Source organism: Jatrophihabitans fulvus, assembly GCF_054781375.1.
The window spans coordinates 208,419-220,236 of the sequence record NZ_BAAGUN010000002.1 but is presented as its reverse complement, the minus strand read 5'-3'; the positions used below and the strand labels follow the sequence as shown (position 1 = coordinate 220,236).

11 protein-coding genes are annotated in these 11,818 nt (G+C 71.3%); 9 read left to right on the top strand and 2 right to left on the bottom strand.

Annotated features, from left to right (window positions below; genetic code table 11):
* Window positions 1–41: 41 nt before the first annotated feature.
* The 9 genes from ACYVP9_RS09580 to groL all read left to right on the top strand — a co-directional run bounded on the left by ACYVP9_RS09580 (window position 42) and on the right by groL (window position 9,866).
* Window positions 42–1,259, top strand: a complete 1,218-nt coding sequence (locus ACYVP9_RS09580; protein ID WP_460604561.1) for a cytochrome P450 — start codon at window positions 42–44, stop codon at window positions 1,257–1,259.
* 162 nt (window positions 1,260–1,421) lie between these two features.
* On the top strand, window positions 1,422–2,225 hold the full coding sequence (locus tag ACYVP9_RS09575; protein ID WP_460604560.1) for a class I SAM-dependent DNA methyltransferase: 804 nt from the start codon (window positions 1,422–1,424) through the stop codon (window positions 2,223–2,225).
* Window positions 2,226–2,368: 143 nt separating this feature from the next.
* Window positions 2,369–4,228 (top strand): alpha/beta fold hydrolase, encoded by a 1,860-nt coding sequence (locus ACYVP9_RS09570; protein ID WP_460604559.1) that lies wholly within the window; start codon window positions 2,369–2,371, stop codon window positions 4,226–4,228.
* The gene (locus ACYVP9_RS09565) at window positions 4,225–4,791 is read left to right on the top strand and encodes a hypothetical protein (RefSeq protein ID WP_460604558.1); all 567 of its coding nucleotides are present in this window, start codon (window positions 4,225–4,227) and stop codon (window positions 4,789–4,791) included. Before ACYVP9_RS09570 ends, ACYVP9_RS09565 begins: the two co-directional genes overlap by 4 nt.
* Window positions 4,792–4,876: 85 nt before the next feature.
* Window positions 4,877–5,047, top strand: a complete 171-nt coding sequence (locus ACYVP9_RS09560) for a hypothetical protein (protein ID WP_460604557.1) — start codon at window positions 4,877–4,879, stop codon at window positions 5,045–5,047.
* Window positions 5,048–5,098: 51 nt separating this feature from the next.
* Entirely contained in the window at window positions 5,099–5,290 is a 192-nt protein-coding gene (locus ACYVP9_RS09555; RefSeq protein WP_460604556.1) for a hypothetical protein, read from the top strand.
* A gap of 43 nt (window positions 5,291–5,333) precedes the next feature.
* The gene (locus ACYVP9_RS09550; protein ID WP_460604555.1) at window positions 5,334–5,528 is read left to right on the top strand and encodes a hypothetical protein; all 195 of its coding nucleotides are present in this window, start codon (window positions 5,334–5,336) and stop codon (window positions 5,526–5,528) included.
* 88 nt (window positions 5,529–5,616) lie between these two features.
* Window positions 5,617–8,061, top strand: a complete 2,445-nt coding sequence (locus ACYVP9_RS09545) for an ABC transporter transmembrane domain-containing protein (RefSeq protein ID WP_460604554.1) — start codon at window positions 5,617–5,619, stop codon at window positions 8,059–8,061.
* 179 nt (window positions 8,062–8,240) lie between these two features.
* Window positions 8,241–9,866, top strand: a complete 1,626-nt coding sequence (groL, locus tag ACYVP9_RS09540) for a chaperonin GroEL (protein WP_460604553.1) — start codon at window positions 8,241–8,243, stop codon at window positions 9,864–9,866.
* A gap of 248 nt (window positions 9,867–10,114) precedes the next feature.
* Here groL and ACYVP9_RS09535 read toward each other — a convergent pair whose 3' ends face one another.
* Both ACYVP9_RS09535 and ACYVP9_RS09530 read right to left on the bottom strand, forming a co-directional pair.
* On the bottom strand, window positions 10,115–10,555 hold the full coding sequence (locus ACYVP9_RS09535) for an MSMEG_6728 family protein (RefSeq protein WP_460604552.1): 441 nt from the start codon (window positions 10,553–10,555) through the stop codon (window positions 10,115–10,117).
* A 58-nt stretch (window positions 10,556–10,613) separates the two neighbouring features.
* Entirely contained in the window at window positions 10,614–11,789 is a 1,176-nt protein-coding gene (locus ACYVP9_RS09530; protein WP_460604551.1) for a glycerophosphodiester phosphodiesterase, read from the bottom strand.
* Window positions 11,790–11,818: the final 29 nt, after the last annotated feature.

The window sequence follows — 11,818 nt, the reverse complement described above, 5'->3', positions numbered from 1 at the left end:
ACAGCCGGCACGGATTCGATCATGACCGAGGGGCGGGCGCGATGGACGTCGCGACGGCGGGTCGGCTCGTCGGCAGGTTCTTCGTCGACCGCACGTACCGCGGCGAGCAGGCCACCGAGTTGTTCACCCGGTTGCCGGTCGACGTCCCGGTGCTGCGCATCGGCGACGAAGTGGTGGTGTCCGACCACGTGCTGATCAAGCGGCTCGCCGCGTCCGGTGCGCTGTCGATGGGCCAGGCCGACTTCCCGGCGCAGGCGCGCGTCGACAATCCAGAGTTCGTCGACTTCTTCTCCAACAACCTGTTCTTCCGCCCGCGCCGGGAGCACGCCGCCCTGAAGGCTGTGCTGTCGGCGCACTTCGTGCCGGCGACGGTCGCCGCGTTGGCCCGGCCGACGTACGCGCTAACGGCCCGATTGTTCGACGCGGCCGGTGATGCGGGCACCGTGGAGCTGGTCGGCGAGGTCGCGGCGCGACTGCCGCCGTTGGTGGCGGCGGTTCTCATCGGAGTGCCGGACGGCGATCACGACTGGCTGGCGGAGCAGGCCGCCGGTCTGCTGTGCGAGCTGTGCCGCAGCTTCCCCTCCACCGGCGGGGACGACGGGGTACCGATCGGCCGGTCCGGCTTTGCGCAGTTACGCGCTTATCTGCACGAACTGCTGACCACTCGGTCGGCGGTCGTGGGCAGTCTCGGTGAGCGACTCGCTCGCGCCATCCACGCGGGCACGGTGTCGGTCGGTGATGCCTGCGAGTTGCTCGTGCTGTTGCTCATGGCGGGCGTCGACACCGTGATCACCGGCATCGCGAATGCGATGACGGTGATGCTCGGGCGGCCGGACGAGCTGCAGCGTGTGGCCACCGGCGCCGTCGACCCCGCCGCGGCCTTCGCCGAAGCCATCCGGCTGTTCACCCCGGTGCCGTTCGCGCGCCGCACGGTCGTCGAACCCGTGACCGTCGAGGGTCTGAGCCTGCGCACCGGCCAGGGCGTGCTGCTGTGCCTGGCCGCGGGCAACCGGGACCCGCGCGCGTTCGTCGATCCGACGCAGTGGAATCCCGACCGCGGACGCGGCGGCACGCTGTCGTTCGGGCACGGCGTCTACCACTGCATCGGCGTCGCGCTCGGCACGCTCGAGGGGGCTGCTGTCGTCGCCGAACTCGCACGGCGCTTCGGCGGCCGCGACTTCTCGTACGCCGTCGGCGGGTGGAACGGCAATCTCGGGTTCCACAGCCCCGCGACCGTCACGCTTCACACGCGGGACTAGTTGCTCACGCAAGATCCATAGTGTGTAGCGCCGATCACTCTTACGGTCTGCTGTGTGCCCGTTTTGTTCGGCGGGCCGGAATCACGTCATTGGTCTTAGGTGCCCGAGTCGGTCGGGCCTGTGAGATGACCGTTGAATTGTGGTCGTCGGGGTTGGGGAGCCATGACAGGTGTTCTCGACGCGCTTCCGGGCGTGCCGCGAATTCGCTGGCGAGAGCAGAGCGTCGAATACGGCGAGCAATTCGCCGAGGTCTACGACGTCCTGTTCCCGCCGGCCGGCGCACGGGTCGTCGTGGATTTCCTGCGCGCGCTCGGTGCGCAATCGTCCACCGCCGCCGACGGATTCGCCGAGTTCGGTATCGGCACGGGCCGCGTAGCCGTGGCCCTTGCCGGGCACGGCGACCGGGTGGTCGGCGTCGACTCGTCGCCGCACCTGTTGCAGCTCGCACGAGCCCGGGCGAACCGCGAATCGGTCGACGTCGACCTCGAGCTCGGCGACATGCGCCACTGGCAGGCCAGTCCTCCCGTCGCGGTGGCGTACTGCGTCTGCGCGACGCTGTCGATGCTGCAGAGCGAGGCCGAGCAGGCGCGCACGCTCGCCGGCATGGCGCGATCCGTCGCACCCGGCGGTCTCGTGGTCGTCGAGACCCACAGTCCGCAACGGGTGAGGTTGCTGCACCGGCAGTCGGACACCGTCACGTTCCGTACCGAGATCCCGGGGTTGCCCGACGGCATGCTGTCGACCTCGCGTCTCGACGGCTCCCAGTGGTCGCTCTCGCACCAGTGGGAGGACGGGACCATTCGGCAGGCCCACGAATTCAGTCGCCTGATCGAGCCGGGTGAGCTCGTCGAGCTTGCTCGAGATCACGGACTGACGGTCGTCTCGGTGACCTCGCAATGGTCGCAACGCCATTTCGACCAGCTCGACCCGACATATGTAGCCGTTTTCCGAAAGACAACCCGGTGACGGCCGGCTTCTGATTCTCCTGGTCGCGCGCAGAGCCCATCGCGGCGACCGACGCATTCGCACAATGCACCGCTAGCCGACGGTGCCGTCCGACCCTGCCCTCGATCGGTGAATTGCCGTACCCCGTCGAAAGGGGAATTCGCATGAAGTACGTGTCCCGGTTGCTCGCTCCGCCCGCGCTCGATCGTGCGACGGCGCTGACCCGCATGGAGCGCGTCTGCGCGCTGACCCATGTCATGGCGAGCGCCGAGCACCTGGCCCGACCGCAGTTCCGCCGCCCCGGGGGACTGAACAACTGGCGCATCTCGCGGGACTCGTCGGCGTTCCGCTCCCCGGCGGCGCGGCGCGTGCTCGAGGTGATCGGCGACGAACGGACCACGACCGCGGTGCACGCCGCCCGCCTCGCCGCCGCCGCCGCGGTGCTGCTGCCCGGAGGACGCCGACGGCGTCTCGTCGCCGACACCGCGCTGGCCGCCAGCTCGCTGCTGCTGCACCCGCGCCACCACTACGGCACCGACGGGTCGGACCAGGTGAGCTTCCTGGTGCAGGCGGCGGCAGCGCTGGCGCGGTCGGGCCGCAGCCCGGCCCTCACCGACGCCTGCCTGTGGGCCGTCGGCATCCAGGGAACGATGTCGTACGCGGTGTCGGGGTGGGCGAAACTGGCCGGCCCGAGTTGGCGGCAGGGTCGCGCGCTCGAAGGCGTCGCCCGCACCATGACGTACGGCGACGAGTGGACGTGGCGGCTGACCCACCGTTTCCCGCTCGCGGCCAGAGCGGTGGGGGCGTCGGTGCTCGCGCTCGAGTGCGCGGCGCCGGTCGTCTATCTCGGCCGCGGTCGCCTGGTCAAGACGTACACGCTCGGTGTCACCGCGATGCACGTCGGCATCGCCCGCACCATGGCGCTCGGCCGCTTCGTGCCGTCGTTCCTGTCCATGCACCCCGCGATGGCCTACACCGCGCGCCGACGCGGCAGCACCGCAGCGGACGCAGGCGGCCCGCGCGACGACACGGTGCCGCGCCTGTTCGGTCTCGCCGTCATGGCCGTCGCCGCCCAGGCCGTGGTCCAGCGACGGCGCAACCGGCGGGCCACGCTCGTCGGCCACGGCGACGAGGCCGAGCTGCGGACGTCCGACGGCAACCGGCTGCGCTACCGCCGCACCGGCGCCGTCGGCGCGCCCGGACCGGTCTACGTCTTCGAGAACGCGTTGCTGGCCACACCCGAGCACTGGGGGTGGGTGGCCGAGGAGCTGGGCGCGCAGGCCGAGATCGTCACGTACCACCGTGCGGGGTACGGCGGCAGCACGGCCGACGCCGGCACCGCGCTCGTCCTGGGCGATCTCGTCGCACACGCGGTCGAGCTCGTCGATGCCGTCGCCGACGGCCGTCCCGTCGTGCTCGTGGGGCACTCGCTCGGCGGTTACCTCGCCATGCGCGCAGCCGCAGTGGCCCGCAGCGACGTCGCCGCGGTCGTGCTCGTCGACAGCAGCCACCCGGAGGAGCTCGAGCGCTCGCCGCGCCAGTCGGCCGGCGCCGACACGCTGTCGCAGACGTTCCCGCTGATCGCCCGGTCGCTCGACCTCGGCGCGGGCTCGTTGCTGGCCGTGCCCGACTGGGTGCGATCGCTGCCGCAGGACGGTCAGGCCGCCGCTCTCGCGCAGTACCGGGACAGCCGGATGTGGCGAGCGGGTCGGCGCGAATGGGCGGCGACGCTGCGCGACTTCCGTGGCGGCGCGTCACTGCCCCGACTGTCCGTGCCGATCCTCGGCGTCAGCGCCGCGAAGACGGTGCAGGCCGAGCAGGTGCAGCGCGAGCTGCACGAGGAGATGGTCGGGCAGGGCGCGGCCGGGAGCCGGTTCGAGGTCATCGCCCGCGCGAACCACGACAGCATCCTCACCGACCGCGCGCACGCGGGCACGCTCGTCCGGCTCGTCCGCGACTTCGTCGCATCGCTGCCGGACACCACACCGAGTACCGGGAGCGCGGACCCGGCGGTGTCGCGATGAACGCCCGGGCCGTGCGCGCCCGCGATCTCGCCGTCGCGTCCTCGCTCACCGGCTGGCTCGTCGTCACCGGCCTGAGCCAGCACCCGAACCGTGCCTTCGATCGCTTCCGCGGTATGGACCGCACCGGCACCGTGATTCCCAACTGGCGGTTCTTCGCCCCCGAGCCGGCGATGCACGACTTCCGTGTCCTGCACCGCCACATGGGTGAGGACGGTGACGTCAGTGCGTGGCGCGAGACGACGGCGCTGCAGCGGCGGCGGCTCGGGCAGACCGTCTGGTTCCCCGATCGCCGTCGCGACAAGGCGATCTCCGACATCTGCAACGAGATCATCTCGCAGCTCGACGTCGTCGACGACCGCGTCGTCGAGCTGCCCTGCTACCGGCTGTTGCGCGACCTGGTCGCGGGCGTCGTCGCCGACGAAGGGCGGACGGGCACGGTCGGCGGCGAGGTGGCGGGCTTCCAGTTCCTCGTCGCCCGGTCCGGCGGCTACGACCCCGACATCGAGCCGGAGTACCTGTTCGCGTCGCCGTACGAGACGTGGCGTGCGCATGCCGACGCGTGACCCGGTGCCGCCGGCACGCGGGCCCCCGTCCCCCGCGTCGACCCCGTCCCTCGTACCGAACGGAGAAACCCATGGGAGCACCGTCGTGATAGGTGCCGTCGTCGCGTTCGTGGCCGTCCTCGTCATCGCCGGCGTCGCCCTCACGCTGATCTTCGACAGCCTGACCATCGCCATCACACCGGCACTCGTGATCGCCGCCATCGTCGGCGTGGCCGTCTACGTGATGAACAGCAGGCGCACCAGCAAGCCGACCTGATCCGCGGACGTGGACCGTCCGGTCCACGTCCCTCTCACTCTCGGAGGAACCATGTCCCGACTGACCGACCACGCCAACACCGCCCCGGACCTCGAACGCGATCTCACGCCGCAGACCGGATTCCAGCTGCTGCACGGCAGCGTGCCCGTGCTGGCCACGCCCGTGGCCGTGGCCGCCGGCGTCACCCTCGCGGCCGGCGCGGCCGGTGCGGGTTTCGCCGTCGAAGAGGCGAACGACGACTGACCGCCCGACCGCCCACATCACCCAACGGATCAAGGAGACACGTATGAACATCGAAGAGCACATCAACGCGGACGTCGAGGTCGCCGCCCTGCGCGCCGACAGCACCACCATCCACGAGTTCGGCGCGCTCGTGCCGGTGACCGCGACACCGGCGGCGATCGCCGCGGGCGTCGCGGCCGGCGCCGGTCTGGTCGGCGCGGCCGCAGGTGGCGCGGCGCTCGGTCAGGCGATCGACTGACCGCTCGCGATCCCGGCGGGGTGGGGCGGCCGTACCGGCGGCCCCACCCCGCCTCCGTTCCTGCTGTGCCCCCACCGGAGGAGATGCCGTGAGCGCCCCGACCGACCGTCCGGATGCCGTCGTCGCGCGGCGGACGGTCCTCTACGACAGGCAGTGCGCCTTCTGCATGTGGACGGTGGTCACGCTCCTGCGGCTGGATGTGCGCCGTCGCTTCGCCACCGCGCCGACGCAGGACTCGCTCGCGCTGCTTCCCGACCTCGACGAGCGGACGGCACTGGGGTCGTTCCATCTCGTCGAACCGGACGGTGCCGTGCACTCCGCGGGACAGGCGCTGGCCCGGTTGCTGCGCTCGCTCCCGGCCACCGCGGTGTTCGGCGCGCTGCTGACGGTGCTGCCGCGCGGAGTCTCCGAGCGCGTGTACCGCGCCGTCGCCGACCGCCGCGCCACGCTCGCCCGGCTGCTGCCGGAGCCGGCCAAGGCGCGGGCGCGCGACGCGCTGCTCGGCGCCGACGCGCCCACGCCGGTCGCCGAACCACCGACACCGATCGCGCCGGTGACGGGGCCGGTCGCCACCGCGCTCGTCGACCCTCCCGCCCCGGCCGCCGCGGACCGTCCGCACGACGAGGTGACCGGCACGGCCCAGGCGAGTACCAGGACCGAACCGGCCGCGTCGACGAGCGAGAAGGAGCGCGACGCAGCGAAGGCACCGTCGGGCCGCGGCGTCCGCGCCGAGGACGTCGGGCTGCGGGCGTCACTGCGGCTGGTCGCCGACCACCTGCGCCACAACCGGATCGCCCTCGTCGTCGGGCTGGTCCTGCTCGTGATCTCGGCCGTCGTCGGCCTGGCCCAGCCGCTGGCCACCCAATGGGTGCTGGAGGCACTGGGCACGGCGCACTCGCTGCAGGGACCGGTCCTGGTGCTCGTCGCCTCGGTCGTCGGCGCCGCCCTCGCCCAGGGCGGGGGCCAGTTCCTCATGCTGCGCGTCGCGGAGGACGTCGTCCTCGGCACCCGCCGCGCGATGATCCGCCGCGTCCTCGGACTGTCGGTCGGTGAGATGCACGGCCGGGAGCCGGGCGAGCTCATGTCCCGGGTCATCTCCGACAGCGCGTCGGTGCGGCAGGTCGCGCTGCAGTCGGTGGTGCAGGCGGTCAGCGGAACGGTCGTCGTGATCGGGTCCGTCGCGATGATGCTGTACCTCGACTGGGTGCTGTTCCTGGTGACGTTCGGCGTCGTGGTCGTGCTCTGCGCGTCGCTGATCGCCGTGATGCCGCGCATCCGGCGCAGCTCGCACCGCACGCAACGCAACCTCGGTGGGCTCAGCAGCGAACTCGAACGTGCGCTCGGGACCTTCCCGACCGTGAAGGCCGCCAACGCCGAACAGGCCGAGGAGGACCGGATCGGCGACCGCGCCACAGACGCCCGCGACTCCGGTGTCCGGGCCGCATGGTGGACGGCGCTGGCCGGGATGACGTCCGCGCTGACCGTGCAGGCGGCGTTCCTCGTCGTGCTCGGCGTCGGCGGGCTCCGTGCCCAGTCGGGCGAGCTGTCGGTGCCCACCCTCGTCGCCTTCCTGCTCTACGCGATGCAGCTGTCGCAGCCCGTTCTGCAGCTCACGGCGGCCGTCAGCTCGCTCCAGTCGGGCCGCGCGGCGCTCGAGCGCATCGCCGAGACCGAGTCGTTCGAGCAGGAAGCCGAGTTCGTCGCGCCCGGAATCGAGCCGCAGGCGGTGCCGGGCGGAGCCGCGGGCGACAAGGGCCCGCTGACGGCCGGCGACGCCGCCGCGCCGGCCGTGGAGTTCGAGCGCGTCGAATTCGCCTATCCCGAGGCGAGCGAGCCGACGTTGCGGGGGGTCGATCTCGCGGTGCCGGGCTCGGGGCTGACCGCGCTCGTCGGGCCGTCCGGTTCGGGCAAGTCGACCCTGCTGCGCCTGATCGTGGGCTTCTACGCTGTCCAGGGCGGACGGATCCGCGTCGCGGGCCGGGTTCTCGGCGACTGGGACCTCGAGCGGCTGCGCGACCACGTCGCGTACGTCGAGCAGGAGACACCGGTCCTGGCCGGGACGGTGGGATCGAACCTCACCTACGGCCGCGAACCCGGAGCCGTCGAGCAGCGCAGCATCTGGCGCGTGCTCGAGCGGGTGGGCCTCACGCGACGCGTCCACTCGCTCGATCTGCCCGTGCGGCACCGGGGCAACGACCTGTCCGGCGGGGAGCGCCAGCGCATGAGCATCGCCCGGGCGCTGCTGCGCCGGCCGTCGCTGTTGCTGCTCGACGAGGTGACCTCGCAGCTCGACACCCGCACCGAGGCCGAGATCCGTCAGCTCATCGGCGAGGTCGCCGAGCGCATCCCGGTGATCGCCGTCGCGCACCGTCTCTCGACCGTCGTCGGCGCCGATCTGATCGTCCTCATGCAGGACGGCCGGGTCCGCGCGACCGGGACCCACGACGAGCTGCTCGCCAGCGACGAGCTGTACCGGACGATGGTCGCCGACCAGGGCCTGGCGCGCCCGGCCCCCGTCCGCGCCGGTCGCTGAGCCGGGGCCGCGCGCGACCTTGCACTCGCCAGGGCCGAGTGCCAGACTCGAATTGGCACTCGGCTACCCTGAGTGCCAACCGGTGATCGGTGAGGCCCGAAGTCAGGGCCGTCCGTCGCGGGCACTGTCACGCCGGTACCCGACCCGTCATCACACGAACCTGAAGTGAGGACCACCGAATGGCCAAATTGATCGCGTTCGACGAAGAGGCCCGCCGCGGCCTCGAGCGTGGCATGAACCAGCTCGCCGACGCCGTCAAGGTGACGCTCGGCCCGAAGGGCCGCAACGTCGTCCTGGAGAAGAAGTGGGGCGCCCCCACGATCACCAACGACGGTGTCTCGATCGCCAAGGAGATCGAGCTCGAGGAGCCGTACGAGAAGATCGGCGCCGAGCTCGTCAAGGAGGTCGCGAAGAAGACCGACGACGTCGCGGGCGACGGCACCACCACCGCCACCGTGCTCGCCCAGGCGCTCGTGCGCGAGGGGCTGCGCAACGTCGCCGCCGGCGCGAACCCGATGGCGCTCAAGCGCGGCATCGAGGCCGCCACCGCCGCCGTCTCCGAGGTGCTGGGCAACCAGGCCAAGGAGATCGAGGGCAAGGAGCAGATCGCCGCGACCGCCTCCATCTCGGCCGCCGACACCACCGTCGGCGAGATCATCGCCGAGGCGATGGACAAGGTCGGCAAGGAAGGCGTCATCACCGTCGAGGAGAGCAACACCTTCGGCCTCGAGCTCGAGCTCACCGAGGGCATGCGCTTCGACAAGGGTCACCTGAGCGCCTACTTCGTCACCGACAGCGAGCGCATGGAGACCGAGCTCGAGGATCCGTACATCCTGATCCACGAGGGCAAGATCTCCAACGTCAAGGACATGCTGCCGCTGCTCGAGAAGGTCATGCAGACCGGCAAGCCGCTGGCGATCATCGCCGAGGACGTCGAGGGTGAGGCCCTCGCGACCCTCGTCGTGAACAAGATCCGCGGCACCTTCAAGTCCGTCGCCGTCAAGGCCCCGGGCTTCGGCGACCGCCGCAAGGCCATGCTCGCCGACATCGCCATCCTGACCGGTGGCGAGGTCATCAGCGACACCGTCGGCCTGAAGCTGGAGAACGCCGGTCTCGAGCTGCTCGGCCGCGCGCGCAAGTTCACCACCACCAAGGACGAGACCACCATCGTCGAGGGTGCGGGCGAGGCCGACCAGATCCAGGGTCGCGTCAACCAGATCCGCTCCGAGATCGAGAAGTCGGACTCCGACTACGACCGCGAGAAGCTCCAGGAGCGCCTCGCCAAGCTGGCCGGCGGCGTCGCCGTCATCAAGGTCGGCGCGGCCACCGAGGTCGAGCTCAAGGAGCGCAAGCACCGCATCGAGGACGCCGTCCGCAACGCCAAGGCGGCCGTCGAAGAGGGTCTGCTCCCCGGCGGTGGCGTGGCGCTGGCCAACGCGACCGTCACCGCGTTCGAGAAGCTCGACCTCAAGGGCGACGAGGCCACCGGTGCCAACATCGTCAAGGTCGCGCTGCTCGCCCCGCTGAAGCAGATCGCGATCAACGCCGGCCTCGAGGGCGGCGTCGTGTCCGAGAAGGTGCTGAACCTCGAGCCGGGTCACGGCCTCAACGCCGCGACCGGCGAGTACGTCGACATGTTCAAGGAGGGCATCGTCGAGCCGACCAAGGTCACCCGCTCGGCGCTGCAGAACGCGGCCTCGATCGCCGCGCTCTTCCTCACCACCGAGGCCGTCGTCGCCGACAAGCCGGAGAAGGCCGCTGCGCCTGCCGGTGGCGGGATGCCCGGCGGAGACATGGACTTCTGAGTCCACCTGCTTCACCCGGAACGCCCCCTCCCCTCGCTGGGAGGGGGCGTTTCGTTGTTCCGGGGGACGGACGGCGGGTGCGGTCCCGTCCGCGGGCGTAGGGCACCACCCTGCCTGTCGTGGACGTGCACTCATTTTCTTGGGCCCGCGGACGGAACCGCACCCGCCGTCCTCGCTTCCCCTTGGTCGCCTCTCGCCCTGCCGTTGCGTTCCGTCCCTGTCCCGCCTTCTGTGAGAGGAGGGAGGGGTCACGCGGGCCAGTGGTAGGGGAGGTCGGACGGGTCGGTCCAGCCGTACTTGCCGTAGAACTCCGGGTTCTTGCGCAGCAGATTGCTGCGGTGGCTGGCGTGCAGCTTGTCGTCGCCGAACCAGTCGGGCAGGAAGACGTGGCGGCCGGGTTCGCGGGCGTGGGCCTCGAGCTTCACGCGGACGGAGTCGGCGTGGCCGCGGCGGTCCCACTCGTCGCAGGTGGCGAGGGCGTACTCGATCAGGGCGGGTTCGTAGCCGCGCCACATGCGGGCGGCGGGGTGGTTGCGCCAGCCGCGGGTCACGCCGTCGATGGTGCGGATGATCTGGAACGCCTCGACGCGTTGCTTGCCCAGGCGGGCGTCGTCGAGGATGCGGGCCGACTTCGCGAAGTCGGCCACGGGCAGGAACGTCTGCACCTCCGCGAGATACCCCGCCGGCACGACCGCTTTTGGCGCCCTGACCCGGTATACGAGGTCAGGGCGCCACAAGCGGAGTGGGTCAGGCGCGCGGGCGTCCCTCGGCGATCCACTGGCGACGGGCCTCGACGGCGGTGTCGGGGTTGTCGGTGAAGATGCCGTCGATGCCGAGCTCGAAGAACAGGATGTCCTCGCCGATCGCGTTGCCGTAGTCGGACGGGTTCGTGCCGCGGTCGAAGTCGGCCGGCAGGAAGCTGTTCTCGTTGCGGAACGTGTACGGCACCACCTTCAGTCCGGCGCGGTGGGCGTCGGTCACCAGCGACGTCGGGGTCGTGAGCTTGCCGGTCGTGGCGTCGACGGGCACGATCTGCGCCTTGTCCGGGCCGAGCCACGTGGCGTACCTCGCGACGACCTGCTTCAGGCCGCGCGCCGAGGTGATGTCGGCGTAGGTGCGCGGGTCGCCCTGGGCGACGAAGTCGGCCGGCGCGCCCGTGGCGGAGGTCAGTTGCACCAGCGGCAGGCCGGGCGCCTTCCGGTGAATGTACTGCAGGTTCGACACCTCGAAGGACTGCAGCACCGCGGGCGTCCGCGGGTGTTTCGCGAGCAGACCGTTCTTGCGCATGACGGCGAGGAAACGGCCCTCCATCGGCAGGCCGATCGAGCGGAAGAACGTCGAGTGCTTGATCTCCGGGACGATGCCGATGGTGCGGTGGTACTCCTTCGACAGGGCACGCACCTGGTCGATGTCCTCCTGGAACGTCGGGATGCGGTCGATGCCGTTGTAGAGCGTGTTGTGCTGCCTGACGGCCGGGATGCGCTCGACGGCGCGCAGCGTCCGCAACTCCTTGAGCGTGAAGTCGAACGTGAACCAACCCGTCGTCTTCGCCCCGTCGATCGTGACCGTCCGCTTGCGGTCGGCGAACTCGGGGTGGGACGCGACGTTCGTGGTCTGGCTGATCTCCGGCTCGTGGCGGTCGACCAGCACGCCGTCCTTGGTGGGCACGAGGTCGGGCTCGAGGTAGTCGGCCCCCATCTGCGCGCCGAGGCGGTAGCCGATCGCGGTGTGCTCGGGCCGGTAGCCGGCCGCGCCGCGGTGGCCGAAGACCGTGGGCGTGGCGAACTGGGTGGCGTGGGTACCGGGCCGCTCGGCCGCTGCCGGGCGCGCCGGGGCGGCCGACGACGCGGCCGTCGACACCAGCGTCGCGGTGACGGCGCTCGCGGCCAGTGCCGCGGCGCCCAGACGGAATGACGTGCGCATGCTTCTCCCTGGGCTCGGGTCGGTCGGTG

Bases quoted from the DNA above. Each gene is read 5' to 3' on its own strand.
- groL (WP_460604553.1), top strand. From the start codon at position 8,241: ATGGCCAAATTGATCGCGTTCGACGAAGAGGCCCGCCGCGGCCTCGAG.
- ACYVP9_RS09530 (WP_460604551.1), bottom strand. From the start codon at position 11,789: ATGCGCACGTCATTCCGTCTGGGCGCCGCGGCACTGGCCGCGAGCGCC.
- ACYVP9_RS09580 (WP_460604561.1), top strand. From the start codon at position 42: ATGGACGTCGCGACGGCGGGTCGGCTCGTCGGCAGGTTCTTCGTCGAC.
- ACYVP9_RS09565 (WP_460604558.1), top strand. From the start codon at position 4,225: ATGAACGCCCGGGCCGTGCGCGCCCGCGATCTCGCCGTCGCGTCCTCG.
- ACYVP9_RS09555 (WP_460604556.1), top strand. From the start codon at position 5,099: ATGTCCCGACTGACCGACCACGCCAACACCGCCCCGGACCTCGAACGC.
- ACYVP9_RS09570 (WP_460604559.1), top strand. From the start codon at position 2,369: ATGAAGTACGTGTCCCGGTTGCTCGCTCCGCCCGCGCTCGATCGTGCG.
- ACYVP9_RS09575 (WP_460604560.1), top strand. From the start codon at position 1,422: ATGACAGGTGTTCTCGACGCGCTTCCGGGCGTGCCGCGAATTCGCTGG.
- ACYVP9_RS09550 (WP_460604555.1), top strand. From the start codon at position 5,334: ATGAACATCGAAGAGCACATCAACGCGGACGTCGAGGTCGCCGCCCTG.